The organism is Streptococcus sp. SM3 (assembly GCF_027497875.1).
On record NZ_JAJNSA010000030.1, the window covers coordinates 1 to 26,330 of the forward strand.

Here is a 26,330-nt window from a genome sequence, read left to right on the forward strand (position 1 = left end):
TGAAACAACAGATATCCAAGGTAAAGAACAAAATGGTAAACCTGAATTCAAACCAGGCAACCCAGAAGTACCAATGGATGATGAAGTACCAGCAACCTTCGAAGATGGTTCAACAACTAAGACAATTCCAGGTGAAGGAACATACAAAGTAAATCCAGACGGTACAGTAACGTTCACCCCAGAGAAGACATTCACAGGTAAAGGCACAGGCGTAACTGTTAAACGTGTAGATAAGAACGGAACCCCAGTAACGGCTAAATACACACCAAACGTAACCCCAGTAACCCCAACCGCAGACCCAGTTGAAACAACAGATATCCAAGGTAAAGAACAAAATGGTAAACCTGAATTCAAACCAGGCAACCCAGAAGTACCAATGGATGATGAAGTACCAGCAACCTTCGAAGACGGTTCAACAACTAAGACAATTCCAGGTGAAGGTACATACACAGTAACACCAGATGGCACAGTAACGTTCACACCTGAGAAGACATTCACAGGAACAGGTACAGGAGTAACAGTTAAACGTGTAGATAAGAACGGAACACCAGTAACGGCTAAATACAGACCAACAGTAACACCAGTAACTCCAGTTGGAACACCTGCGGAATCTGAAGGACCTAAAGGACAACCACAAACAGGAACACCAGACTTCAAACCAGGTAATCCAAATGTACCAATTGATGAAACTGTTAAACCAACATTTGACGATGGAACAACTGAGAAGAAAGTACCAGGAGAAGGAACATACACAATCGATGAAAATGGTAAAGTGACCTTCACTCCAGAAAAAGACTTCGTAGGAAAAGCTAAAGGTGTGACAGTTAAACGTGTAGATAAGAACGGAACACCTGTAACAGCTACTTACACTCCAACAGTTCGTCCTGATACTTCGTTCGTTGATAAAGATGGTAAACCACTTTCACCAACAGAAGATGGAACTAAACCAACTAAAGATATCCCAGGATACAAGATTGTTAAAACTGAAGTAGACGAAAAAGGAAATACAAAACACATCTATGAAAAAGTTACGACAACTTATAAAGATAAAGATGGTAATGTAATTCCAGGAACAACTACTGAAGAAGGTACAAATCCTAAGAAAGATATCCCAGGTTACCGCTTCGTAGAAACTAAGAAACTTCCAAACGGTGATACAGAGCACGTTTATGAGAAAGTTAAGACAAGTCACAAGGATAAAGACGGAAAAGAAATTCCAAACTATCCAACAGAAGACGGCGAACAACCTAAGAAGGATATCCCAGGCTACCGCTTCGTAGAGACTAAGAAACTTCCAAACGGCGACATCGAACACGTTTATGAGAAAGTTAAGACAAGTCACAAGGATAAAGATGGAAAAGAAATTCCAAACTATCCAACAGAAGACGGCGAACAACCTAAGAAAGATATCCCAGGTTACCGCTTCGTAGAGACTAAGAAACTTCCAAATGGCGATGTAGAACACGTTTATGAGAAAGTTAAGACAAGTCACAAGGATAAAGATGGAAAAGAAATTCCAAACTATCCAACAGAAGACGGCGAACAACCTAAGAAAGATATCCCAGGTTACCGTTTCGTAGAGACTAAGAAACTTCCAAATGGCGACACAGTTCATGTTTATGAAAAAATTATTCCTTCTGTGAAACCAGAACCTGCGAAACCATCAAAACCAGCTCCAGCTAAACCAGCTAAGGAATTGCCTAATACTGGTACAGAAGATCACTCTAGCCTAGCAGCTCTTGGACTTCTTGGCGTATTGAGCGGATTTGGTCTTGTGGCACGCAAGAAGAAAGAAGACTAATGTTTTAATCATTAAAGATTAGACAAAGGAATTCAATTTCATAAATGAAAACCCAACTAATCAAACGATTAGTTGGGTTTTTTATGTGGATTATCTATTTTTCCAGGCTTGGTAACGGGTATCAATCAATAATTGAGTGAGGCGTCCCATGGTTTCCCTTTCTTCTGGAGTGAGGGATTGTGCTTGGACGAAGAGATGACGAATGTGTTCGATAGCCTTTAAGGAAGACAGGTCATTGATAGAAGTAATACCAGAATCAAGAATGGTGCCAAAGAAGAGGTCGAAGTAGAGCTGGAGTTCTTCGTCAGGGACTGTGGCAACCCACTCCTTGAAGGTTGTGTCGACTTGTTGGCTATCACTGTTGGTCTTATCCAGTTGAACGAAGTGTTTGTCCTCAATCTGCCAACTAAAGGTATCGTGCTGGGCGATACCACCCAAGGCAGTACTGTGCACGATGATTTGGTGGTTAGGGATTTCCATCATCATACCGATAATAGACCCTTGTGGGATGAAGACCTCGGTTCTATCCATTATCTTTTGATAGCCCTCGGTTTGTGTCAGTTCTTTGTGGAGACCAGGCGCATCAAAGGTATAAACTGCTGTGATCTGATCTTGCAAGCCTTGATCAATTTGACTAGCAGCATAGATGGCTAAATTTCCTCCCTTGGAATGCCCAGCCAGAATGACCTTTTGCTTAGGATGGTGGGCAAAAAAGTTCTTTAAATAGCGGAGGGCATGCTTTTGAGCAGGAGTTTCCTTCATATAGGTCAGGTGGAAATCTTCCTTCCAGCCAATGATACTGTCATCAGTCCCACGAAAGACAATCAGATAGGTATCGAGAGTGAGGCGGTAGGTCATAGCCGCAAATTGTTTTTGTAGTTCAGGGTCTATGTCGTTGATAAAATGGGAGAGTTTGCAATTTTTGAAGCGCTTGTGTTGAGCTAGCTCATCCAATAGCTGGAGGCGATTTTTGCTGGTCAACATGTTAGATTCTCTTGGAACCTGAGGTGCCAGGTCTAGAAGTCGCTGAGGAGCTGTGGAGACCAGATTATCAAAGGAGAGGTAGGTGATTTCTGTTAAGACTAGAATGTCTAGCTCATTCAAAGGAAGATCGTAAAAGGAATCGTGTGCGACATCTTTCAGATAATCAAAAATATTGGCCATAAGAGCTCCTTTCTTTTTATTTATCTTATCAAATTACCCTCAAATTAGCTAGTAGGATTGTTTCACTTTGTTGGCTAAAAACAAGCTATTTCAAATTCAGTTTCAGACCTTCAAGCATGGAAAAATCTGTTATAATAATAGAAAAGGAGGAGCGCATGCACAAGATTTTATTAGTAGAAGATGATCAGGTCATTCGTCAACAGGTCGGGAAAATGCTCTCTGAATGGGGATTTGAAGTGGTTCTGGTAGAAGACTTTATGGAAGTTTTGAGTCTTTTTGTCCAGTCGGAACCTCATCTAGTCCTTATGGATATTGGCTTGCCCTTGTTTAATGGCTATCACTGGTGTCAGGAGATTCGCAAGATTTCCAAGGTTCCCATCATGTTTCTGTCTTCGAGAGACCAGGCTATGGATATCGTCATGGCAATCAATATGGGGGCGGATGATTTTGTGACCAAGCCTTTTGACCAGCAGGTTCTTTTAGCTAAGGTTCAGGGCTTGTTGCGTCGTTCCTATGAGTTTGGGCGTGACGAGAGTTTACTGGAATACGCTGGTGTTATCCTCAATACCAAATCCATGGATGTACATTATCAAGGGCAAATCTTGAATTTGACCAAGAACGAATTCCAGATTTTACGAGTATTGTTTGAGCATGCGGGCAATATTGTAGCGCGTGACGATCTCATGCGGGAACTTTGGAATAGTGACTTTTTCATTGATGACAATACCCTCTCTGTCAATGTGGCTCGTTTGCGTAAAAAGTTGGAAGAACAGGGCTTGGTAGGATTTATCGAGACCAAGAAAGGGATAGGGTACGGACTGAAGCATGCTTGATTGGAAACAATTTTTTCTAGCCTATCTGCGTTCCCGTAGTCGTCTGTTTGTCTATCTGCTTGCTTTAGCATTTCTGGTCTTACTCTTTCAGTTTTTATTTGCAAGTTTGGGAATTTATTTTCTCTACTTTTTCCTGCTATGTTGCTTTGTAACCATCTTATTTTTCACTTGGGACATATTGGTGGAAATGCAGGTCTATCGCCAGGAAATTCTCTATGGGGAGAGGGAAGCCAAATCTCCTTTGGAAATAGCTTTAGCAGAAAAATTAGAAGCGCGTGAGATGGAACTCTATCAGCAGAGGTCAGATTCAGAAAGAAAACTGACGGATTTGCTGGATTACTATACCTTGTGGGTCCATCAGGTTAAGACACCCATTGCAGCTAGTCAACTCTTAGTTGCAGAAGTAGCTGACCGCCAACTGAAGCAGCAGCTAGAACAGGAAATTTTCAAGATCGACTCCTATACCAACTTGGTTTTACAGTACCTGCGTTTAGAAAGTTTCCATGATGATTTGGTCTTAAAGCAGGTTCAAATTGAGGACTTGGTCAAAGAAATAATTCGTAAATATGCTCTTTTCTTTATTCAAAAAGGATTAAATGTCAATCTACATGACCTTGATAAAGAAATCGTGACGGATAAAAAGTGGCTGCTAGTGGTTATTGAGCAAATTATCTCAAACAGTCTCAAGTATACCAAGGAAGGTGGTCTGGAGATTTATATGGAGGGACAAGAGCTTTGTATCAAGGATACGGGAATCGGGATAAAAAACAGTGATGTCCTCCGAGTCTTTGAACGTGGCTTCTCAGGATATAATGGACGCCTAACCCAGCAGTCATCTGGACTTGGCCTCTATCTATCTAAGAAAATTTCTGAAGAACTGGGGCACCAGATTCGTATCGAGTCTGAGGTTGGAAAAGGAACGATAGTGCGGATTCAGTTTGCTCAAGTAAACTTAGTCCTTGAGTGAGAAGAGACAATGAGTTTTTACCCAATCTCTTTTTGCTATATTTCAGGATATTTGAAGACTGTTTTTTACAAAACCAATAATAGAATTTTTAATACGGAATATAGTATAAATACTGGTTCAAAGTGAAGTTTTGTATGCTTTATACTTTTGTTGAGTATAAAATCTATAAACTAAGGGTGAATTACAAAAATTAATTTGAGATGAAGTGAATTGTAGACTTGGGAAATGTCTCCTATTCGATTTCAGAATGAATCGTTGATACAGGATTAAAAGAACTGCAGCTTTCTTTTTATTTTGAATGAGATAGGTGTATATAGATTTGTGTAACTGGTGTAGAACTGTTTCCAAGAATTTATTGAATGTATCGAATACACACATTCTATTGATTTTGAACCAGTTTTTAATTTCTAAATGTTATAATAGTTTTATCAAGTAAAAGGAGACTGCCATGATTGGAGACAATATAAAATTCTTACGAAAATCACATAATCTGATATAACCAGAATTTTCACGGATTGTGGGTGTGTCACGAAATAGCCTAAATCGTTAGAAAAACTGAAAAAGCTTACTTTCAATAGAAGTATTGGAAATATTCATTTTACATCTATCAAAGAAACATGGGATAGACCTATATTTTACAAAATAGCAAATTATATTTTGAATGATAGTAAAAACGGCAGTACTTGTGTGATTTACAATTATTGCACTCAATGTCCGAGTATCGCACTATCTGAAATAGGGAATAGTAGAGATTGTTCTGCGATATGTAAAAAAACGCATTAGCAAGGAGTATCGTATATGCTACCATATCTTAAAACTATTAGATGGTATCTCTTCTTTAATTTTCTTTTTGGTGTAGTATCGAATATCTGCACAGCTTTGTTACCGTATTTCACGCAGGCATTAATCAAAGGGGATTATCAAGTAGCTCTATATGGTTACTCTATGTCAGTGGCAGGTTATTTGAGTTGTAACTATATCCAAATGATACTTGATTGGAAGCAGGGGATTATCTTTTCGACTACTTTGAAAAATGAGTGGTTTCGTTCACTTCTGGGACTCAGTCACCACGATTTCAAGCAGAAAACAGTAGCAGAGTATATTTCCTATCAATCTAATGACCTAGATTCGTTGGAAAAGGATTACCTTCCTCCATTGATGAGTTTTATCAAACAAATTTTACGTATCATCATTTACGCTTTCATTATTAGCAGAACAATTAATCCTATTGTATCACTGATTTTAATCTTTTCCACTGGAATTAGTATTCAAATTCCTAAAATCGTTGGGAAGTTGACCGCTAATCGTAGACAGATTTACTTGAAAAAACAAGGAGATTACTATCGAACTTTGGAGGATTTGCTCATGGGACATCATTTGGTAAATAAACTAACTATGTCGCATTTTTTGAATCAACAAAAGAGCTCTCTAAAGAATTTGCAGGATAAGTATTTTAAGTATGGTTTGACAAAAATTACAGGCATCTTATTGACAGGTGTTTCTTTTGAATTCATTAGTCTTGTTCTGTTTATTTATTTAGCCTACTCTCTATCTCACCAGCAACTCGGTATTCCTGAGGTGGTGGCGAGTTTCGGATATATTAATGCTTTTTCTGAACCAATACAGGAAATCCTTTATGATTTACAAATGTTAGAGTCCGTAAAGCCTGTAATCAAGAGTTTTCAAAACATTGTTGGGAGACCCGTTTCAGTTCAAGCACCTCAACATTCTTTTGATACGATTACTTTGAAAAATATTTCCAAACAACTGGGAGAATCAAAATTGATAATTACTTCCGCTACGATTCAAAAAGGGGATAAAATTGCGCTTATTGGTAAGAATGGGTCTGGAAAAAGTAGTCTTCTCAACATTTTAAATGGAACAGATGAAGATTTTGAAGGACAAATTGTGCTAGATGGGCTTGTTTTGGACCATCTTTGGGGAAGATTCGGTATGATTCTGCAACAAGAACATACATTTATTTCAAGTTATGAAAATAATGTAACGCTATTCAATAGTTTCAATGAAAAATTCAGAGAAGAAGATTTTGAAAAAATTCCACCACAATCCCTGTCAGGTGGTCAGCAACAACGAATGTATTTAAATCGTGAGAAAAATCGTAAAAATCCATTGCTTATCCTAGACGAACCTTTCTCTGCCTTGGATACTAATCAGTTTAAAATGGAATTGGAAAGAGTTCTGGAACTACCAAGTGCCGTCATTGTTACTTTACATCGCCAAAACGAATTATTAAGTAAGTTTGACCAAGTTTGGGAAATTAAGAATGGAGAACTTGTAATTTTGAAATAGCTAAATTATAAAGAATAAAACGCATAGTATCAAGGTTCTTCTGATACCGTTTTTCCTTCTTCGGATAAGGAAACAAAAATTTCTTGCTTCCTCTATCTGTTCAATTGATAGATTTCGTCAGAGAAAGAATGTAAAATTTTTGATATAATGTTAAGGATGGACTGTCGGATATTAAGAAGGGACTGATTCAAGACAGTCATATCTGGTCTTTCTTCCAGTCATTTTTCAAACAATATCAGTTGATAATCAGCTTAAATCAGATCTATCAGTTTGTCTATCTTTCTCTGATGGAGATCATGTCCTATCTTCACTTTGATTATTGGAAAAAAACGGCTCGGTCAAGAGCTAGTATGAATAAGGAGAACAAATGAAACGTTTAAAAATGTTATGGCATATTATGCAGGTTACGGGTTTTACTCGGTTTGCTCTGAGTTTTGTGACCTTTGTTTTTGGGTCAGGAGGCGTGCTTTTCCTAGTTGAACCTGCTATCACAAATTACGGAGACGGTCTTTGGTATGCTTTTGTGACTTCGACGACTGTCGGCTACGGGGATCTCCTAGCTGTGACCTTGATTGGAAGGATTACCAGTGTCTTCTTGACGATTTATGGGCTCATATTTTTTGGCTGTTTATCAGCTGTTATTTTTAATTATTATACCAATTTAAATAAGGAAAGAGGAGAGGACAAATGACTGCCAATTATTCAACACGGGAATACCGTGAGAAATTATACGATGACCTTCATGTTCGATTGAGAGATACAGCGATTTTGATGTGTGCAATTTTTATTGCCTCTATCGGACTAAATATGAATTCAACAGCTGTCATTATAGGAGCCATGTTGATTTCACCTCTCATGACACCGATTGTTGGACTGGGATTCGGTTTAGCTATTTTTGATACGCGTTTAATCAAGCAATCTCTAGAGGTTTTATTGACTCAAGTGTTGGTCAGTTTGCTTGTCTCGACTCTGTATTTCTGGATTTCTCCCTTGTCTTATGCAAGTAGCGAGTTGATTGCACGAACCTCTCCAACCATTTGGGATGTTCTCATTGCTATTGCTGGTGGGATAGCAGGCGTAATTGGTTCAAGGAAAAAAGAAGCAAACAATATCGTACCAGGAGTAGCCATCGCAACAGCTCTGATGCCACCTATCTGTACTGCAGGTTACGGTTTAGCTAATGGAAATGTACGATTTTTATTTGGAGCTCTTTATCTTTTCTTGATCAACTGTGTCTTTATCATGCTAATCAACATTGTTGGAACAAGAATTATGATGAGAAAATCTCCCTTAAGTTCATTTAAAGAGCTAAACATTAAAATGAGAATTGGATTGATATCCTTGATTGTATTATTGATTCTTCCAGCCAGCTATTCAGCAGTCACTCTGACGATAGATCAAGCGCGAAAAGAAGGAATCAAACAGTTTGTAGGAAAAGAGTTCGCCAATCACACGGTCATTAATCAAGTCTACAAGTCAAGGAACAATGAATTGGTCTTGACGGTTGTTGGAGATCCGATTTCAGAAGAAGAGTTAGAAATGCTCCACCAAAAACAAGCCTCTTACGGTATTCAATCTGTTCAATTGAAAGTCAATCAAGTCCATAATTCGACAAAATTAGACGGTGAGACGACCAAGGAATTTTATGAAACCATTAACAAGTATATCGATCAAAAACTCTCTGAAAAGGATTCACAAAAAGATCTCGTAAAAGAAAATGAAGCAGACAAGGATTGAGGATATTGACCTTATCTAACTCATGAAAGCAAATCTTGTGTGGTGGTTTGGTCAATCACTACTAGCTCGGATTAAATAATACTCTTCGAAAAGCTCTTTAAACCACGTCAGCGTCGCCTTACCGTACTCAAGTACAGCTTGCGGCTAGCTTCCTAGTTTGCTTTTTGATTTTCATTGAGTAAAAATATAAAAAGCAACAGCTGAAATAGTTGTTGCTTTTTAGGTAGCTAGGATTTTATCCCAGGTTTGATCTCTTATTTCTCAACGCGTGATTTGTTGGCGATATCAGCTAGGATAGCTTGAACAAAGTCATCTACTGAGACAGTTTGTGTTTCTTTTTGGCCGTAGCGACGAACGTTGACTGTTCCGTCTTCCATTTCCTTGTCCCCAACGATCAATTGGTAAGGAATCTTGCTTGTTTGTGACGCACGGATCTTGAACTGCATTTTTTCATTGCGCTCATCTACGTCTGCACGAACACCACGGTCACGGAGTTTCTTAGCTACTTCCCAAGCGTAGTCCACGTGTTTTTCGTTAGAAACTGGGATAAGGGTTACTTGGTGTGGCGCAAGCCATGTTGGGAAGGCACCCTTGTAGTTCTCAATCAAGATCGCTGTGAAGCGTTCCATGGTTGAAATAACCCCACGGTGGATCATAACTGGACGGTGTTCTTCACCATCAGCTCCGATGTATTTAAGGTCGAAGCGTTCTGGAAGCAAGAAGTCAAGCTGGATAGTAGAAAGGGTTTCTTCTTTTCCAAGAGCGGTCTTAACTTGGATATCCAATTTTGGTCCGTAGAAGGCTGCTTCGCCTTCGGCTTCAAAGTAGTCAACACCCATTTCATCAAGGGCTGCACGAAGCATAGTTTGGGCATTTTCCCACATCTCATCGTTGTCAAAGTACTTGTGAGTATCTTGAGGGTCACGAAGAGAGAGACGGAAGCGGTATTCAGTCAAGTTGAAATCTTCATAAACATCGATAATCAACTGAAGGGCACGCTGGAATTCTTCTTGGATTTGTTCTGGAGTAACGAAGAGGTGACCGTCGTTGAGAGACATTTCACGTACACGTTGAAGACCAGTGAGGGCACCAGATTTTTCATAACGGTGCATCATACCGATTTCAGCAATACGGATTGGCAACTCACGGTAAGAGTGAACATGGTGTTTGAAGACTTGGATGTGGTGCGGACAGTTCATTGGACGAAGGACAAATTCTTCCCCGTCACCCATGTCCATAGTTGGGAACATGTCTTCTTGGTAATGATCCCAGTGACCAGAAGTCTTGTAAAGTTCAACAGAAGCAAGTGGTGGAGTGTATACGTGTTGGTAGCCAGAAGCCAACTCCTTGTCTACGATGTAGCGTTCCAACTCACGACGAATAGTCGCACCATTTGGCAACCAGAATGGCAAACCTTGACCAACCTCTTGAGAAATCATGAAGAGATCAAGCTCTTTACCAAGTTTACGGTGGTCACGTTCCTTAGCTTCTTCACGCATTTGAAGGTAGTTTTTCAAGTCTTTCTTGTCAAACCAAGCTGTACCATAGATCCGTTGCATCATAGCGTTATCACTATTTCCACGCCAGTAAGCACCTGCTACATGGAGAAGGTGGAAGATTTGGATGCGGCCTGTTGATGGGACGTGAGGGCCACGGCAAAGGTCTACATATTCACCCTGACGGTAGATGGTCAAACCACCTTCGTCTTCTGAGTGTTCTTCAATCAATTCCAACTTGTAAGGGTCGTTCTTGAAGATTTCACGTGCCTCGTCTTTAGTAACTTCTTCACGGATTGATGGGAAGTTTTCTTTGACAATTTTTTGCATTTCTTCTTCGATACGAGGAAGGTCTTCGTTAGAGATTTGACCAGCTGTGTTGTCAGTATCGTAGTAGAAACCATCTTCGATGGCTGGACCAACTCCCAAGTGAATGTCTGGGAAAAGACGACGAGCTGCTTGGGCGAACAAGTGAGCAGCTGAGTGACGCAAGATTGGAAGGGCATCTTCGTGATCAGGTGTCACAATTTCGATGCTTCCATCTTCAGTGATAGCACGAGTAGTGTCGATAAGTTTACCGTTGAATTTACCAGCCAAGGCCTTTTTAGCTAGGGAATTGCTGATAGATTGGGCAATTTCAAAAGTTGTTACGCCAGATTCGAATTCACGAACAGCGCCATCTGGGAAAGTAATGTTAATCATGATGTTCTCCTTACTTATATTATTGACGAATGTGTTAACCCTATTCTGAAAACAGGGACAGAGGATTGTGAAAGCTAGAAAAACAAAAAGCGACATCCTCGAAAGGACGTCGCAACGTGGTTCCACCTTCATTTATGTACCTCAAAAGAGAGGGACACCTCTGATTGGCTCTAACGTGGCCACCGTTTTATGTTTTCATAAAAAAACTCAAGAGTAGTATCAGTTTAGGCTCTCTATGCGTTTCCAGCAACCACGCACTCTCTAGTAGAAAGGCACTAAGTGACTTGTCTCTATGGATTATTATAGCATGATTGTGAGATTTTTCAAGATATTTGTAGATTTTTTTGAATTTTCTTCATTGAAAGAGTGCCTGCTATGCTTTGTTAGGAGTAATGTGAAATCATCTTTTTGATAAGTTTTTACCTTGATAAAAGTAGTGTTCTGGATTTAGTAAGAGTGGGTTAAAGGTGACTATTAAACAGTATTTTTTGTTATAATATTAAAAAGATATATAAGAGGAAATGAGGAGAAAGAATGACGAAAATAGCTCTTCTTTCAGATATTCATGGTAATACCACCGCCTTGGAGGCTGTTTTGGCAGATGCTCGGCAGCTAGGAGTGGATGAATACTGGCTTTTGGGAGACATTTTCATGCCGGGGACAGGACGTAGAAGGATTTTGGACTTGTTGGCTCAACTACCGATTACGGCTAGAGTTTTGGGAAACTGGGAAGACAGTCTGTGGCATGGTGTCCGCAGGGAATTGGATAGTACTCGTCCTAGTCAACGCTATCTCTTGCGCCAGTGCCAGTATGTTTTAGAGGAAATTTCCTTAGAAGAAATTGAACTGCTCCACAATCAACCACTCCAGATTCATCGTCAGTTTGGTGATTTGACGGTAGGAATTAGCCACCATCTTCCTGATAAGAATTGGGGGCGTGAGTTGATTCATACTGGAGCGCAAGAGGATTTTGACCGCTTGGTGACCAATCCTCCTTGTGATATCGCTGTATATGGTCATATTCACCAGCAGTTGCTTCGTTATGGTACTGGTGGACAATTGATTGTTAATCCAGGTTCGATTGGGCAACCTTTCTTTCTAGATGCCCAGTTGCGGAAGGACTTGCGAGCCCAGTATATGATTTTAGAGTTTGATGACAAGGGCTTGGTAGATATGAACTTCCGACGGGTAGACTACGATGTGGCAGCTGAATTGCAGCTGGCTAAAGACCTCAAACTTCCCTATTTTGAGGTTTATTATGAAAGTCTGGTCAATGGAATCCACCATACTCATCATCAGGAATTTCTGAGAGAATTGGCCCAGAAAGAGGGTTATGATAGGGAGTTAGATGCCTGGTTGAAAAGTGGTAACGATTGACATTACAACTAAAAAGGGTATAATAAAAGAAAAAGAAGAGTAGAGGCAGGGTAGCCTCGTAAAAAGGAGAAGAGGATGCAAATTCCAAGTAGATTTACCATTGCAACTCATATGCTGATAATCATTGCCCTCAAGGGGAAGGAAAGCAAGGTGACCAGTGATTTTTTGGCTGCTAGTGTAGGGGTCAATCCTGTCATTATCAGAAAAACCTTGTCCCAGTTGAAGAAGGCAGAGCTGATTTCAGTCGCGCGCGGAACAGGGGGAACAGAGATTGTTAAGGATCTCAAAGACATTAGTCTATTAGATGTTTATCAAGCGGTTGAGTGTCTTGGTAAGACTGGTCAACTCTTCAGTTTCCATGATAATCCGAATCCAAATTGTCCAGTTGGAGCTCATATTCATGATGTTTTGGATCAAAAATTGGAGAGAATCCAGCTGGCTATGGAGGCTGAACTTGGTCAGACCAGTTTAGAGCAAGTCGTGGCCGACGCAGAGAGTCAGATGAAGGATTAAGAGGGATAGATGCCTGCAAATGAAACTCAAAACACTGCTAGAAATCTGGCAGTGTTTTTTGAGATTGCGTAGAAAAAACTCCTGGGAATTTCCAGGAGAGTATGAGTAATTATTTGAACTTGAATCCTTCGTAAATAAGCTCTGCTTTTGGATTTTCTTTCTTAATCTGTTTGGAAAGTGACTTCATCATAGAAAGAGGACCACACATATAGACGCTTGCATGTTCGGGTACTTCTTTTTGTTCAAAATTAAGATAGTTGTCTTTTGTACTGTCTACTAGATGGAGTGCAAAATTAGGATTTTTCTGAGCATAGTCACGGAGCAAGTCTAGGTAGACTGCATTTTCCTCTCCACGGAAGCTATAGTAGAAGTGAACCTGTTTATCTAAAATAGGATGTTCACGGATGTAAGAGATGAAGGGGGTAATCCCAATGCCTCCAGCAATCCAAACCTGATTTTCTCGTCCTTCTTCTATGATCATGTGACCGTATGCTCTGTCTACGCTTACTTTGCTGCCGACTTGAAGATTGCCATAGATATTCTTGGTATGGTCACCTGAATTTTTGACAGTAAAGTAAAGAGTTTGACCGTGACCTCCTGAGATAGAAAAGGGATGCGGAGCATTTTCAAAACCTTCTTGGAAAATCTTTAGGAAGGCAAATTGTCCTGATTGATAGTTGAAAGGTCTGCTAAGATAGATTTGAATTTCTCTAGTATCGTGATTTAAGCGTTTGAGATTGGTAATTTTCCCTAGATAGGGGAAACCAATCTTTTGATATAGAAAAATGATATAAAAACCAGCTAGCAAGCCTAAAAGGGCATAGCTACCAACAAGAAAACTTAGAAGATTAAATGTAAGGAGACGATTACCCATCATCATGTAGACGTGAAAGAGTCCGAAAATATAGGCTAGGTAAACCAGGCGGTGAATCCATCGCCAAGCTTCGTATTGGATGTATTTGCCTAAATAGGCGACAAGGATGATACTGGCAAAGATATAGATAGCAAGGTTGCCAAACTGAGCAGCTAAGCGAGAGCCCCACAAACCGCCCATACTAAAGTTATGAAAGATTAATAGAATGATTGAGAGAAAGGCTGTGAATTTGTGGACGGTGTAGACCTTCTCCAAACCGTGAAACCAGTTTTCTATTAGAGGGAGACGAGTGGCTAGGATAAAAGTCAGAGATAGGCTTGTTAAAGCTAGTCCTGGAATCATGAATTGGGGAGAAGTGTTCATCCAAGTCCAAATAGTCAAGACAAAACTAGCTATAATAAAGAGTAGTCCTTTGATTGATTTCATAGAAAATTCCATTTCATTAAGATTTGATTTGTTGTAAATAAATTTGTTACATTTTATCATAGAAAAAGTATGGTGTCAAATTGAGGTCTATAAATATCTGCTATCATCAAAAAACTCTCCAATTTAACTGGAGAGTGGCTGTTTATTCTGCAGCTTGTTGCCAACGTTTTGCTAGCATATGAGATAGGCTCGAAATTGCTAGGTTGAAGCTGAAGTAGATGAGGGCAATCAGGATATAAAGACTGAAGACCTGCTCTGGTTCAAAATAACGGCCCATGAGAATTTGGCTGGCTCCAAAGAGTTCTTGTAGGGCGATAACAGAGTAGAGAAGACTGGTATCCTTAATCACGGTTACAAACTGAGAAATGATGGCTGGCAGCATTTTGCGGATTGCTTGTGGGAGAATGATGTGGTAGAGGATTTGGGCTGAGGTAAATCCTTGCGACATTCCTGCTTCGTACTGCCCCTTGTCTACGGCATTGAGACCGCCTCGGATAATCTCAGCTAGGGCTGCTGATGTAAAGAGGGTGAAGGCAGTAATTCCTGCTGGTGTGGATTTCATCTTGAACACTAAAAAGATAGTGAAAATCCAGAGAAGGTTGGGAACATTCCGTACAAATTCGATGTAAATGCTGGAGATGATGCGCAAGACAGGATTTTTGCCATTTCTCATGACGGCTAGCACCGTTCCGATGAAGGTAGAGAGGACGATGGCAATCAGAGAAATATAGAGGGTCAAGCCAAATCCTTTAAAGATAAAGATTAGGTTATCTGGGGTTAAAACTTCTAAAATGGATTCCATAGTAACCTCCTAAAGTGAATAGGCTTTTTTGTTGGCTTGCTCCATCTTGCGACCAAACTGGGCCACAGGGAAGCATAGGGTAAAGTAGAGAAGAGCAGCACCTAAAAAGGCTGGGATATAATTTCCGTTGAGAGCTGACCAAGACTTGGTCACAAACATCAAGTCCACACCAGAGATGATGGCAACTGTAGAGGTGTTCTTGATGAGGTTAACAATTTGGTTGGTCAAAGGAGGGAGAATGATACGGAAGGCTTGAGGCAAGATAATCAAGCGCATAGCACTGATATAGGTAAACCCTTGCGACAAGGCAGCTTCCATCTGACCGCTAGGAATAGACTGAATCCCTGAGCGAATCACCTCAGCGATATAGGCGCCGTGATAGAGTCCCACGCAGAGAACAGCTGTCCAGTAAATCGGAATCATGATGGTATGGTCACTGATAAGAGGTAGACCATAAAAAACGATAACAAATTGTACCAAGAGGGGAGTGTTTTGGTAAAACTCCACAAATATGCGAGCCAAAATTCTCAATATTGGACGCTTGCTGGTTGACATGGCTCCGAAGAAGATGCCCAAAACCATGGCTAGGATAAAGGATCCAATCGCTAGGACAAGAGTGAAGAGGAAACCATTGAAAAATTGTCCAAAATCCTGAAAATAGGCAGTCCAAGATGATAAATCTGTCATGGGGTGTCCTCCTTAATCTGCAGTATGGCTGGATGGTTTCAGCTTGTAACGGTCATAGAGTTTTTGTAAACTGCCATCCTTGCTCCATTTAGTAACCAAGTTATCGAGATAGTCGTTGAGCTCGGTATTTGATTTCTTGGTAACGATACCGTAGTCAGATGGCTTGAAACTATCATCTAGTAGTACTGTGCGTTTGCTGATGTAGCCAGACAGAATCGAGCGGTCAACGGAAAAGGCATCAATTCGATGAGCGTGAAGGGACGTAATCAATTCTGGGTAGGAACCAAGTTCGACGAATTTAAAGGTCAGGCCTTTCTTTTTACCCAGTTCGGTAATCAGGCGTTGGGTAATGGAACCTTGGGCAACTCCGATGGTTTTTCCGTTTAAGTCCTCAATGCTTTTGATTTTGGCAGATTTATTGACCAAAAAGCCAGAGGCATCTGTGTAGTAGGGGCTGGTGAAGTTGTAGAGTTTTTTTCGTTCGTCTGTGATGGTAAAGGTTGCGATATCCATATCGACCTGTTCATTGTCTAGAAGGGGTCCACGGGTTTGTGCGGTAACAGGCACATAGCGAACCTTGACCTTGAGCTCATCAGCTACCATCTTGGCCAGATCAGTTTCGATACCAGAAAAGGTCCCTGTCTTAGGATCCTTGTAACCGAAATTGGGAACGTCTTGTTTCACACCAACAACTAGCTCGCCTCTCTTTTGAATGTCTGCGACACTGGTATCAGCTTGGACTGGTTTTACAGTAGCAAGACCAAAAAGGCTAATCAATAATGCTGATAAAAAGAACTTCTTTTTCATAGACACCTCCTTATTTGACTTTGTCACTTTCGTGGTTGATAATTTTGCTGAGGAATTGTTGAGCGCGAGGTTCACTTGGATTGTCGAAAAAGTCATCGACATCTGTCGTATCTACCAAGACTTCTCCGTCAGCCATAAAGATGATGCGGTCAGCAACTTCACGGGCAAAGCCCATTTCATGGGTCACGACAATCATATTCATACCATCGAGGGCTAATTTTTGCATAACTGCTAGAACGTCTCCGATGGTTTCAGGGTCGAGGGCAGATGTTGGCTCATCAAAGAGGAGGAGCTCAGGGTGCATGGCAAGACCACGAGCGATGGCAATTCGTTGTTTTTGTCCACCAGACAGCATGGCTGGATAAGAATCTTTCTTGTCCCACATATTTACAAATTCCAGGTATTTTTGGGCTGTTTTTTCAGCTTCTTTTTTATCAATTCCTAGAACTTTTATGGGAGCCAGTGTTACGTTTTCTAACACTGTTTTGTGCGGATAGAGGTTGAAATGTTGGAAAACCATGCCGACTTCCTTACGAAGAGGCACCAAATCTTTCTGGCTGGCACCAGCAACTTGGTGACCATTTACTAGAAGACTTCCCTTGTCAACAGCCTCCAAACCATTGATGGTACGGATAAGAGTGGATTTTCCAGAACCAGAAGGTCCAAGGAGGACAACAACTTGTCCTTTTTCAAAACGGAGATTGATGTCGCGGAGTGCATGGTAATCTCCGTAATATTTTTCGACGTGTTCAAATTCTACTAAAGCCATAAGGAATCTCCTTTGTGTTAGATTTTATAACATGATTCTACACCAAAAGATTTTTCTTGTCAAATCATATCAGAAAAAAGTTAGTAAAATTTTTGTAGAAAGCAATCTGGATAGAGAAAACGTCTAAATCATGTTATAATGAAGCAATAGAATTCTTAGAAAGAGTGGATGTCTTTTTGATAACACCTACTTATGAATGGCAGTTTGCCCCGCAGGTTGAAGATGCGGATTTTACAAAGATAGCCAAGAAGGCTGGACTGGGTCCTGAGGTGGCTCGGTTATTATTTGAGAGAGGGATTCAGGACCAAGAAAGTCTGAAGAAGTTTTTAGAACCTTCCTTGGAGGACTTGCATGACCCTTATCTGCTCCATGATATGGATAAGGCAGTGGAACGGATTCGTCAGGCCATTGAAGAAGGGGAAAATATCCTCGTTTATGGTGATTATGATGCGGATGGCATGACTTCGGCTTCTATTGTTAAGGAAAGTTTGGAACAGCTTGGTGCCGAGTGCCGTGTTTACCTGCCTAATCGTTTCACTGATGGCTATGGACCTAATGCCAGTGTTTACAAATATTTTATCGAGCAAGAAGGAATTTCCTTGATTGTGACGGTGGATAATGGAGTTGCTGGTCATGAGGCTATTGAATTGGCCCAGTCTATGGGAGTAGATGTCATTGTGACTGATCACCATTCTATGCCCGAAACCTTACCAGATGCCTATGCTATTGTCCATCCTGAACATCCGGATGCGAACTATCCTTTTAAATATTTGGCTGGTTGCGGAGTGGCTTTCAAGCTGGCTTGTGCCCTGTTAGAAGAAGTACAAGTGGAATTGCTTGATTTGGTTGCTATTGGTACCATTGCAGATATGGTTAGTTTGACAGATGAGAACCGTATCTTGGTTCAGTATGGTCTGGAAATGTTGGGACATACTCAGCGCATTGGTTTACAAGAAATGCTGGATATGGCTGGGATTGCCGCCAACGAAGTAACAGAAGAAACGGTTGGTTTCCAGATTGCCCCTCGTTTGAATGCCTTGGGCCGCTTGGATGATCCCAATCCTGCCATTGATTTGTTGACTGGATTTGACGACGAGGAAGCCCATGAGATTGCCCTCATGATTCATCAGAAAAACGAAGAGCGCAAGGAAATCGTCCAGTCTATCTATGAAGAAGCTAAGACCATGGTGGACCCTGAGAAGAAGGTCCAAGTCTTGGCTAAGGAAGGCTGGAATCCTGGGGTTCTGGGAATCGTGGCTGGTCGTTTGTTGGAAGAACTAGGGCAGACAGTTATCGTTCTCAATATAGAGAACGGTCGTGCCAAGGGTAGTGCTCGTAGTGTGGAAGCGGTCGATATTTTTGAAGCTCTAGATCCCCATCGCGACCTCTTTATCGCCTTTGGTGGCCATGCTGGTGCAGCAGGAATGACGCTGGAAGTGGAGAAACTCTCAGATTTATCTCAGGTTTTGGAAGATTATGTCCGTGAAAAAGGCGCAGATGCTGCTGGCAAGAACAAGTTAAATCTAGATGAAGAACTGGATTTGGAGACACTTAGCTTGGAAACGGTCAAAAGTTTTGAACGTTTGGCACCTTTTGGCATAGACAATCAGAAACCTGTCTTTTATATAAAGGATTTTCAGGTCGAAAGTGCCCGTACTATGGGGGCAGGCAATGCCCATCTCAAGTTGAAAATTTCCAAAGGTGAAGCGAGTTTTGAAGTGGTAGCCTTTGGCCAAGGTAGATGGGCAACAGAGTTTTCTCAAACCAAGAATCTAGAGCTGGCAGTCAAATTGTCTGTCAACCAATGGAATGGCCAAACTGCCCTGCAGTTGATGATGGTGGATGCGCGTGTGGAGGGTGTTCAACTTTTTAACATCCGTGGGAAGAATGCAGTCTTGCCAGAAGGGGTTCCAGTCTTGGATTTTGCTGGAGAATTTCCGAATCTAGTAAATAGTGAAGCTATTGTCGTGAAAACCATTCCTGAGGATATTACTCAGCTGAAGACCATTTTTCAGGAACAGAATTTCTCTGCTGTCTATTTCAAAAATGATATTGACAAGGCCTACTATCTGACAGGCTATGGGACTAGAGAGCAGTTTGCTAAATTGTACAAGACTATCTACCAGTTTCCAGAGTTTGATATTCGCTATAAGCTGAAAGATTTGGCAGCTTATCTTAATATTCAGCAAATCTTGCTGGTCAAAATGATTCAAGTATTTGAAGAGTTGGGCTTTGTGACAATCAAAGATGGTGTCATGACAGTCAATAAAGAGGCACCAAAGCGAGAGATAGGAGAAAGTCAAATTTACCAAAATCTCAAACAAACCGTCAAAGACCAAGAAATGATGGCACTAGGAACCGTGCAAGAAATTTATGACTTTTTAATGGAAAAAGAGTAGATCATAGGAAAGAGTTGGGAAACCAGCTCTTTTTTGAAAACAAATCTTCATTTTGAAAATCATCAAAAAAATGGTATAATGGTAGGAAAAGATTCGGCTAAAAGTAGTGCTTTTAGAATAAGAGGGCAAGCAACCCTATAATCAAGATAAACTAAGCTTTCGGAGGAAAAATGAGTAATATCAGTTTAACAACACTTGGTGGTGTACGTGAAAACGGGAAAAATATGTATATCGCTGAAATCGATGGATCTATTTTCGTTTTGGATGCAGGTCTGAAATATCCTGAAAATGAACAACTAGGGGTGGATGTAGTTATTCCAAATATGGATTACCTTTTTGAAAATAGCGATCGTATCGCTGGGGTCTTCTTGACCCACGGCCATGCGGATGCCATTGGTGCTCTGCCTTATCTCTTGGCTGAAGCCAAGGTACCTGTATTTGGCTCTGAGTTGACCATTGAGTTGGCAAAACTCTTTGTCAAAGGAAATGACACAGTTAAGAAATTCAATGATTTTCATGTTATCGATGAAGATACGGAGATTGATTTTGGAGGGACTGTGGTGTCCTTCTTCCGTACGACCCACTCTATCCCAGAAAGCCTGGGTGTGGTCTTGAAGACAGCTGAAGGTAGTATCGTTTATACAGGTGACTTCAAATTTGACCAGACAGCTAGTGAATCCTATGCGACAGACTTCGCTCGATTGGCAGAAATCGGTCGTGATGGAGTTCTAGCTCTTCTTAGCGATTCAGCCAATGCGGACAGTAATATCCAAGTGGCTAGCGAAAGTGAAGTTGGGGACGAGATCACTCAAACCATTTCGGACTGGGATGGTCGTATCATTGTTGCAGCAGTAGCCAGCAACCTCTCTCGTATCCAGCAGGTGTTTGACGCTGCGGATGCAACAGGCCGTCGTGTGGTCTTGACGGGATTTGATATTGAAAATATTGTCCGCACGGCTATTCGACTGAAGAAATTGTCTCTAGCTAACGAGAGTCTTTTGATTAAGCCAAAAGATATGTCTCGTTTTGAAGACCGTGAGTTGATTATCCTTGAGACAGGTCGTATGGGTGAGCCAATCAATGGTCTTCGTAAAATGTCGATTGGTCGCCATCGTTATGTGGAAATCAAGGACGGTGACCTGGTCTATATCGTAACGACTCCATCTATCGCCAAAGAAGCAGTCATGGCACGTGTGGAAAACATGATTTACCAAGCTGGTGGAGTTGTCAAACTGATCACCCAAAGCTTGCGTGTGTCAGGGCACGGGAATGCGCGTGATTTGCAGTTGATGATCAACCTCTTGCAACCCAAGTATCTCTTCCCGATTCAAGGGGAATACCGCGAGTTGGATGCTCATGCTAAGGCTGCTATGGCGGTCGGAATGTTGCCAGAACGCATTTTCATCCCTAAAAAGGGAACCAGCATGGCTTATGAGAATGGAGACTTTGTCCCAGCTGGCGCGGTTTCGGCAGGGGATGTCTTGATTGACGGGAATGCCATTGGTGATGTTGGTAATGTAGTCCTTCGTGACCGTAAGGTCTTGTCAGAGGATGGTATTTTCATCGTAGCAATCACCGTTAACCGTCGTGAGAAGAAAATTGTGGCCAAGGCTCGTGTTCACACGCGTGGATTTGTTTATCTCAAGAAGAGTCGCGATATTCTCCGTGAAAGTTCAGAATTGATTAACCAAACGGTAGAAGACTATCTTCAAGGAGATGACTTTGACTGGGCAGATCTAAAAGGGAAGGTTCGTGATAATCTGACCAAGTATCTCTTTGACCAAACCAAGCGTCGTCCAGCTATTTTACCAGTAGTCATGGAAGCAAAATAATCGTTGAAATAAACAGAGAGAAAGTCGAGTTTCGGCTTTTTCTTATAGAAAAATAGAGGAAAAAATTATGGCAGTAATGAAAATCGAGTATTACTCACAAGTTTTGGATATGGAGTGGGGAGTGAATGTCCTCTATCCTGATGCTAATCGAGTGGAAGAACCAGATTGTACAGATATCCCTGTCTTGTACCTTTTGCACGGGATGTCTGGCAACCATAATAGTTGGCTCAAGAGGACCAATGTAGAACGCTTACTTCGAGGAACCAATCTTATCGTTGTTATGCCCAATACCAGCAACGGTTGGTACACAGATACTCAGTATGGTTTTGACTATTACACAGCTCTAGCAGAGGAATTGCCACAGGTTCTAAAACGCTTCTTCCCTAACATGACCAGCAAGCGTGAAAAGACCTTTATCGCTGGTCTTTCTATGGGAGGCTATGGCTGCTTCAAACTGGCTCTTGCTACAAATCGTTTTTCTCAAGCAGCTAGTTTTTCAGGTGCCCTTAGTTTTCAAGATTTTTCTCCTGAAAGCCAAGATTTGGGAACACCAGCTTATTGGAGGGGTGTGTTTGGGGAGATTAAAGATTGGACAGCTAGTTCTTATTCTCTAGAAAGTCTGGCTAAAAAATCGGATAAAAAGACCAAGCTTTGGGCTTGGTGTGGCGAGCAGGATTTCTTGTATGCAGCCAATAATCTGGCAGTGAAAAATCTCAAAAAAATAGGATTTGATGTGACCTATAGCCATAGCGCTGGAACTCACGAGTGGTATTATTGGGAAAAACAATTGGAACGGTTTCTAGCAACTCTGCCAATCGATTTCAAATTAGAAGAGAGATTGTCATAATTTAGCTTTCTTTCAGCTTGTTTTAGTAAAATAGACTTTATTTGCTAGAAAGGTGGAGGGACATGCGCTGGATTTTTCGTTTGATAGGGGCTTTCTTTTCTTTTGTGTGGTGTTTGTTTTGGCGTCTAGTTTGGCTTTCTTTTCTTTTGTGTGCTTTTGCTTTTGGACTTCTCTGGTATCTGAACGGGGATTTTCAAGGAGCGCTAAAGCAAGCAGAACGGTCAGTAAAAATTGGTCAACAAAGTATAGACCAATGGGAAAAAACAGGGCAACTGCCAAAGTTGAACAAGACAGATAGCCATCAACACTCTGAAGGAAGGTGGCCGCAGGCTTCAGCTCGTATTTACCTAGATCCCCAGATGGATTCACGCTTTCAAGAAGCTTATGTAGAAGCAATTCAGAACTGGAATCAAACTGGTGCCTTTAAGTTTGAACTGGTGACTGAGTCCAGCAAGGCAGATATTATGGCTACTGAGATGAATGACGGAGGTACTCCTGTGGCAGGAGAGGCGGAAAGTCAGACCAATCTTTTAACGGGGCAATTCTTGTCTGTCACGGTACGGTTAAATCACTATTATCTGTCCAATCCTAACTATGGCTATTCCTATGAGCGCATTGTCCATACGGCAGAACATGAGTTGGGTCATGCGATTGGTTTGGACCATACAGATGAGAAGTCTGTCATGCAACCTGCGGGTTCATTTTATGGTATCCAGAAAGAGGATGTTGAAAGACTTAGAAAATTATATGAGACTAGTGAGTAGGGAACAATCTTTCCCTACTTTTTTGCTATAATGGAACTATGAATAACTTGATTAAATCAAAACTAGAGCTCTTGCCAACCAGCCCTGGTTGCTACATTCACAAGGATAAAAACGGCACCATTATCTATGTAGGAAAGGCTAAAAATCTGCGTAACCGCGTGAGGTCTTATTTCCGTGGAAGTCATGATACAAAAACAGAGGCCTTGGTGTCTGAAATTGTAGATTTTGAATTTATCGTTACTGAGTCTAATATTGAGGCACTTCTCCTAGAAATCAATCTGATCAAGGAAAATAAGCCTAAATACAATATCATGCTCAAGGATGATAAGTCTTATCCTTTCATCAAGATCACCAATGAACGTTATCCTCGTTTGATTATTACTCGACAAGTCAAAAAAGATGGAGGTCTTTATTTTGGACCTTATCCAGATGTGGGAGCAGCCAATGAAATCAAGCGGTTGCTGGATCGAATTTTTCCTTTTCGTAAGTGTACAAACCCACCGTCTAAGGTCTGTTTTTACTACCATATCGGTCAATGCATGGCCCATACCATCTGTAAGAAGGATGAGGCCTACTTCAAGTCTATGGCCCAGGAGGTTTCTGATTTCCTAAAAGGGCAGGATGACAAAATTATCGATGACCTAAAGGGCAAGATGGCAACGGCAGCCCAGACTATGGAATTTGAACGTGCAGCGGAATACCGTGATCTAATTCAGGCCATTGGAACGCTTCGAACCAAGCAACGGGTCATGGCTAAGGATCTCCAAAACCGCGATGTTTTTGGCTACTATGTGGACAAGGGCTGGATGTGTGTCCAGGTTTTCTTTGTCCGTCAGGGCAAGCTCATTGAGCGAGACGTTAATCTTTTCCCCTACTACAATGATCCGGATGAGGACTTCTTGACCTACGTGGGACAATTCTATCAAGAAAAATCCCACCTGGTTCCCAATGAGGTACTAATTCCGCGGGATATTGACGAAGAAGCTGTCAAGGCTTTGGTAGACACCAAGATTCTTAAGCCTCAGCGTGGAGAGAAAAAGCAACTGGTCAATTTGGCTATAAAGAATGCTCGAGTTAGTCTAGAGCAGAAGTTCAATTTGTTAGAAAAATCTGTCGAAAAGACACAAGGAGCTATTGAAAATCTAGGACGCTTGCTCCAAATTCCGACCCCGGTTCGCATCGAGTCCTTCGATAACTCCAACATCATGGGAACTAGCCCTGTTTCAGCCATGGTGGTCTTTGTCAACGGAAAACCTAGTAAGAAGGATTACCGTAAGTATAAGATAAAAACCGTAGTCGGGCCAGACGACTATGCGAGTATGAGAGAAGTCATTCGCAGGCGCTATGGTCGAGTACAGCGTGACGGTTTGACTCCTCCAGATTTGATTGTCATTGATGGGGGGCAAGGTCAAGTCAATATCGCCAAGCAAGTCATCCAAGAGGAGCTGGGCTTGGATATCCCCATTGCAGGTTTGCAAAAAAATGACAAGCACCAAACCCATGAATTGCTCTTTGGAGATCCGCTTGAGGTGGTGGAGTTATCTCGCAATTCTCAGGAATTTTTCCTCCTTCAACGCATTCAAGATGAGGTGCACCGCTTTGCTATTACTTTCCACCGTCAACTGCGCTCCAAAAATTCCTTTTCATCACAACTGGATGGAATTGACGGTCTGGGACCTAAACGCAAGCAGAATCTCATGAAGCATTTCAAGTCTTTGACCAAAATCAAGGAAGCCAGTGTGGATGAGATTGTCGAAGTTGGGGTACCAAGAACAGTCGCAGAAGCTGTTCAGAGAAAGTTGAATCCGCAGGAAGAAGAGGAATTAGCTCTAGTAGCGGAACAAGGAATAATAGAATGGAGAAAAAATGAGTAAAATAAGCAATAAAATATTAGGGACAGTATATGTAATTTCTTATCTCTGCCTTCTTTATTGTCTGTGGATTTGGAATGGACCAATTTTTCTTTTTTTGACGGTTATCTTATTTGGTTTTCCCTTATTAATAATAGCTATTCCTTTGTTAGGTTTATGGATATTTACAAAATTGAAATCCCAGATTTTAATTGGTTATATATCGAGTTTATTGAACAGCTATTATCTGTATTTGGTACTTAAAAATTTTCATTTAGAACGAATTACAGATACAGCAGGCCATAAAATTGCTTTATCGTCCGGGCTATCTGTTGCAATTATCATTTTTGATGTGATACTTTTATCAGTTGCTACCTTAGGTTTTTATAAAAATTATATTTTGGTTTTTAAAAAAGAATAATTTGGACCAAGAGATACTATGAAAAATCCCTGCAAGCTCTTTCAAATTATGGTAGAACGGAAGCAGTAGAATTAGAAAAGGAAATCGCGAGTGAACTATGCTAATCTTGAATTCAATGCACAAGACCAGAGCGACTATTGGTCCTATACTATAAGGTAATTCAGACCAAGTTGCTTTATAGAATAATATAAGGAGGTGCGTTAATGGATAGGCACAAAAAATGGGGTATTATTGCTTTAGTAATCTGTGTAATAGGAGGAATTGTGATGTTTAGTTTGAATCATCAAAAAGAAAAAACATTGGAAGAGAAAATGAGAATCGAACAGGATAGGGTAGCAAAGTTTTTAGTAAGTAACTATGATTTAGCTGATGGACAAAAGATTGAGAGAGTGGAGTTTGTTGAATTTCAAAAAAATGAAAGTACGGGGAGTTGGAGGATTACTGCTAAAGTAAATGGTCAATATGATATATCTGTCAAAATAGATTCTTTAAATGAGAATGGGAAAATAAGAAGTTCTAATTATTCACCAACAGAATTCATAAAGAGAGAACACAAAGAAGAAGCTGGGTATGATATAGCAGTAAAAATTATCTACTTAGAGGAGAGATAACTATATGGTTACAGAAGAAGATTATAGATATATAGTAGACGATGTTTACGATGTTGACTCTGGTAAGGTGAGTAATCCTATTCAGGAGGGACGATTAGTTGCAAACGATCGGTTTAAAGTAATCTCTAACCCCATAGACAACACCTCCAACGGTATGCAGGCGATGGCGGTTGCTCCTGTGGATAAAAATGGGAATGTGGATTATAGTCATGTAGTGATTGCTTATGCTGGGACGAATAAAGATGATCGACTTGACATCCAAACAGATATCCAATCAATAGGATTTGGTGATAGACAGGTGTTGTCGGATTTTAAAACGAAGACATTTAGAAAATCTCAAT

At 40.9% G+C, this 26,330-nt stretch carries 22 protein-coding genes and 1 pseudogene; 16 read left to right on the forward strand and 7 right to left on the reverse strand.

All coding sequences use genetic code 11. The features are described from left to right. The coding region (locus PAN06_RS06315; RefSeq protein WP_269795888.1) for an LPXTG cell wall anchor domain-containing protein at positions 1–1,801 on the forward strand (1,801 nt) is incomplete at its 5' end. A 90-nt stretch (positions 1,802–1,891) separates the two neighbouring features. Here PAN06_RS06315 and PAN06_RS06320 read toward each other — a convergent pair. Next, complete coding sequence (locus tag PAN06_RS06320) at positions 1,892–2,965, reverse strand: DUF2974 domain-containing protein (RefSeq protein ID WP_269795889.1); 1,074 nt, start codon at positions 2,963–2,965, stop codon at positions 1,892–1,894. Positions 2,966–3,120: 155 nt separating this feature from the next. On the opposite strand from PAN06_RS06320, the gene PAN06_RS06325 reads away from it, so the two are divergent. The 5 genes from PAN06_RS06325 (at position 3,121) to PAN06_RS06345 (ending at position 8,812) form a co-directional block, all read left to right on the forward strand. Next, positions 3,121–3,798: a response regulator transcription factor gene (locus PAN06_RS06325; RefSeq protein WP_125867406.1), complete on the forward strand. Its 678-nt coding sequence runs from the start codon at positions 3,121–3,123 to the stop codon at positions 3,796–3,798. Further along, positions 3,791–4,765, forward strand: coding sequence for a sensor histidine kinase (locus PAN06_RS06330; RefSeq protein ID WP_125867404.1), 975 nt, complete (start codon positions 3,791–3,793; stop codon positions 4,763–4,765). Before PAN06_RS06325 ends, PAN06_RS06330 begins: the two co-directional genes overlap by 8 nt. 798 nt (positions 4,766–5,563) lie before the next feature. Continuing rightward, complete coding sequence (locus PAN06_RS06335) at positions 5,564–7,075, forward strand: ABC transporter ATP-binding protein (RefSeq protein WP_125867402.1); 1,512 nt, start codon at positions 5,564–5,566, stop codon at positions 7,073–7,075. 367 nt (positions 7,076–7,442) lie between these two features. Beyond that, the gene (locus PAN06_RS06340) at positions 7,443–7,766 is read left to right on the forward strand and encodes a potassium channel family protein (RefSeq protein WP_000825751.1); all 324 of its coding nucleotides are present in this window, start codon (positions 7,443–7,445) and stop codon (positions 7,764–7,766) included. Then, positions 7,763–8,812 carry a DUF389 domain-containing protein gene (locus PAN06_RS06345; RefSeq protein ID WP_125867400.1) on the forward strand — a complete coding sequence of 350 codons (1,050 nt, stop codon included), beginning with the start codon at positions 7,763–7,765 and terminating at the stop codon, positions 8,810–8,812. The genes PAN06_RS06340 and PAN06_RS06345 overlap by 4 nt, the downstream gene beginning before the upstream one ends. 254 nt (positions 8,813–9,066) lie before the next feature. Here the strand turns inward: PAN06_RS06345 and thrS are convergent, their stop codons facing one another. Continuing rightward, positions 9,067–11,010, reverse strand: coding sequence for a threonine--tRNA ligase (thrS, locus tag PAN06_RS06350; RefSeq protein ID WP_000608345.1), 1,944 nt, complete (start codon positions 11,008–11,010; stop codon positions 9,067–9,069). Positions 11,011–11,544: 534 nt separating this feature from the next. Between thrS and PAN06_RS06355 the strand changes: the two genes are divergently transcribed. After that, complete coding sequence (locus PAN06_RS06355) at positions 11,545–12,387, forward strand: metallophosphoesterase family protein (RefSeq protein ID WP_269795890.1); 843 nt, start codon at positions 11,545–11,547, stop codon at positions 12,385–12,387. 75 nt (positions 12,388–12,462) lie between these two features. Beyond that, positions 12,463–12,900, forward strand: coding sequence for an Rrf2 family transcriptional regulator (locus PAN06_RS06360; protein WP_001166795.1), 438 nt, complete (start codon positions 12,463–12,465; stop codon positions 12,898–12,900). A gap of 109 nt (positions 12,901–13,009) precedes the next feature. Here PAN06_RS06360 and PAN06_RS06365 read toward each other — a convergent pair whose 3' ends face one another. The 5 genes from PAN06_RS06365 to PAN06_RS06385 all read right to left on the reverse strand — a co-directional run bounded on the left by PAN06_RS06365 (position 13,010) and on the right by PAN06_RS06385 (position 17,265). After that, positions 13,010–14,200 carry a ferric reductase-like transmembrane domain-containing protein gene (locus PAN06_RS06365; RefSeq protein WP_185776134.1) on the reverse strand — a complete coding sequence of 397 codons (1,191 nt, stop codon included), beginning with the start codon at positions 14,198–14,200 and terminating at the stop codon, positions 13,010–13,012. Positions 14,201–14,342: 142 nt separating this feature from the next. Next, entirely contained in the window at positions 14,343–15,002 is a 660-nt protein-coding gene (locus PAN06_RS06370) for an amino acid ABC transporter permease (RefSeq protein WP_125867393.1), read from the reverse strand. Positions 15,003–15,011: 9 nt separating this feature from the next. Then, the gene (locus tag PAN06_RS06375) at positions 15,012–15,689 is read right to left on the reverse strand and encodes an amino acid ABC transporter permease (protein ID WP_125867391.1); all 678 of its coding nucleotides are present in this window, start codon (positions 15,687–15,689) and stop codon (positions 15,012–15,014) included. A gap of 12 nt (positions 15,690–15,701) precedes the next feature. After that, positions 15,702–16,496, reverse strand: coding sequence for a transporter substrate-binding domain-containing protein (locus PAN06_RS06380; RefSeq protein ID WP_125867389.1), 795 nt, complete (start codon positions 16,494–16,496; stop codon positions 15,702–15,704). A gap of 10 nt (positions 16,497–16,506) precedes the next feature. Continuing rightward, on the reverse strand, positions 16,507–17,265 hold the full coding sequence (locus tag PAN06_RS06385; RefSeq protein ID WP_125867387.1) for an amino acid ABC transporter ATP-binding protein: 759 nt from the start codon (positions 17,263–17,265) through the stop codon (positions 16,507–16,509). A gap of 176 nt (positions 17,266–17,441) precedes the next feature. Here PAN06_RS06385 and recJ point away from each other — a divergent pair, with 176 nt between their 5' ends. The 8 genes and pseudogenes from recJ to PAN06_RS06425 form a co-directional block, all read left to right on the forward strand. Then, on the forward strand, positions 17,442–19,664 hold the full coding sequence (recJ, locus tag PAN06_RS06390) for a single-stranded-DNA-specific exonuclease RecJ (protein ID WP_185776133.1): 2,223 nt from the start codon (positions 17,442–17,444) through the stop codon (positions 19,662–19,664). Positions 19,665–19,834: 170 nt separating this feature from the next. Next, a complete protein-coding gene (locus PAN06_RS06395; protein ID WP_084950967.1) occupies positions 19,835–21,496 on the forward strand; it encodes a ribonuclease J in 1,662 nt (553 codons plus the stop codon). 67 nt (positions 21,497–21,563) lie between these two features. Then, entirely contained in the window at positions 21,564–22,343 is a 780-nt protein-coding gene (locus tag PAN06_RS06400; RefSeq protein ID WP_125867382.1) for an alpha/beta hydrolase family protein, read from the forward strand. A 62-nt stretch (positions 22,344–22,405) separates the two neighbouring features. Further along, positions 22,406–23,107 carry a M57 family metalloprotease gene (locus PAN06_RS06405; RefSeq protein WP_125867380.1) on the forward strand — a complete coding sequence of 234 codons (702 nt, stop codon included), beginning with the start codon at positions 22,406–22,408 and terminating at the stop codon, positions 23,105–23,107. Between the two features lie 38 nt (positions 23,108–23,145). Then, complete coding sequence (gene uvrC, locus PAN06_RS06410; RefSeq protein ID WP_269795891.1) at positions 23,146–24,981, forward strand: excinuclease ABC subunit UvrC; 1,836 nt, start codon at positions 23,146–23,148, stop codon at positions 24,979–24,981. Then, positions 24,974–25,378, forward strand: coding sequence for a hypothetical protein (locus tag PAN06_RS06415; RefSeq protein ID WP_004269952.1), 405 nt, complete (start codon positions 24,974–24,976; stop codon positions 25,376–25,378). The genes uvrC and PAN06_RS06415 overlap by 8 nt, the downstream gene beginning before the upstream one ends. Before the next feature lie 203 nt (positions 25,379–25,581). Then, a complete protein-coding gene (locus tag PAN06_RS06420) occupies positions 25,582–25,989 on the forward strand; it encodes a hypothetical protein (RefSeq protein WP_004269953.1) in 408 nt (135 codons plus the stop codon). A gap of 4 nt (positions 25,990–25,993) precedes the next feature. After that, a pseudogene (locus PAN06_RS06425) lies at positions 25,994–26,330 on the forward strand (triacylglycerol lipase); the annotation flags it as partial.

Coding starts and splice junctions, on each gene's coding strand:
- PAN06_RS06320 (WP_269795889.1), bottom strand. CDS start 2,965: ATGGCCAATATTTTTGATTATCTGAAAGATGTCGCACACGATTCCTTT.
- PAN06_RS06325 (WP_125867406.1), top strand. CDS start 3,121: ATGCACAAGATTTTATTAGTAGAAGATGATCAGGTCATTCGTCAACAG.
- PAN06_RS06330 (WP_125867404.1), top strand. CDS start 3,791: ATGCTTGATTGGAAACAATTTTTTCTAGCCTATCTGCGTTCCCGTAGT.
- PAN06_RS06335 (WP_125867402.1), top strand. CDS start 5,564: ATGCTACCATATCTTAAAACTATTAGATGGTATCTCTTCTTTAATTTT.
- PAN06_RS06340 (WP_000825751.1), top strand. CDS start 7,443: ATGAAACGTTTAAAAATGTTATGGCATATTATGCAGGTTACGGGTTTT.
- PAN06_RS06345 (WP_125867400.1), top strand. CDS start 7,763: ATGACTGCCAATTATTCAACACGGGAATACCGTGAGAAATTATACGAT.
- thrS (WP_000608345.1), bottom strand. CDS start 11,010: ATGATTAACATTACTTTCCCAGATGGCGCTGTTCGTGAATTCGAATCT.
- PAN06_RS06355 (WP_269795890.1), top strand. CDS start 11,545: ATGACGAAAATAGCTCTTCTTTCAGATATTCATGGTAATACCACCGCC.
- PAN06_RS06360 (WP_001166795.1), top strand. CDS start 12,463: ATGCAAATTCCAAGTAGATTTACCATTGCAACTCATATGCTGATAATC.
- PAN06_RS06365 (WP_185776134.1), bottom strand. CDS start 14,200: ATGAAATCAATCAAAGGACTACTCTTTATTATAGCTAGTTTTGTCTTG.
- PAN06_RS06370 (WP_125867393.1), bottom strand. CDS start 15,002: ATGGAATCCATTTTAGAAGTTTTAACCCCAGATAACCTAATCTTTATC.
- PAN06_RS06375 (WP_125867391.1), bottom strand. CDS start 15,689: ATGACAGATTTATCATCTTGGACTGCCTATTTTCAGGATTTTGGACAA.
- PAN06_RS06380 (WP_125867389.1), bottom strand. CDS start 16,496: ATGAAAAAGAAGTTCTTTTTATCAGCATTATTGATTAGCCTTTTTGGT.
- PAN06_RS06385 (WP_125867387.1), bottom strand. CDS start 17,265: ATGGCTTTAGTAGAATTTGAACACGTCGAAAAATATTACGGAGATTAC.
- PAN06_RS06395 (WP_084950967.1), top strand. CDS start 19,835: ATGAGTAATATCAGTTTAACAACACTTGGTGGTGTACGTGAAAACGGG.
- PAN06_RS06400 (WP_125867382.1), top strand. CDS start 21,564: ATGGCAGTAATGAAAATCGAGTATTACTCACAAGTTTTGGATATGGAG.
- PAN06_RS06405 (WP_125867380.1), top strand. CDS start 22,406: ATGCGCTGGATTTTTCGTTTGATAGGGGCTTTCTTTTCTTTTGTGTGG.
- uvrC (WP_269795891.1), top strand. CDS start 23,146: ATGAATAACTTGATTAAATCAAAACTAGAGCTCTTGCCAACCAGCCCT.
- PAN06_RS06415 (WP_004269952.1), top strand. CDS start 24,974: ATGAGTAAAATAAGCAATAAAATATTAGGGACAGTATATGTAATTTCT.
- PAN06_RS06420 (WP_004269953.1), top strand. CDS start 25,582: ATGGATAGGCACAAAAAATGGGGTATTATTGCTTTAGTAATCTGTGTA.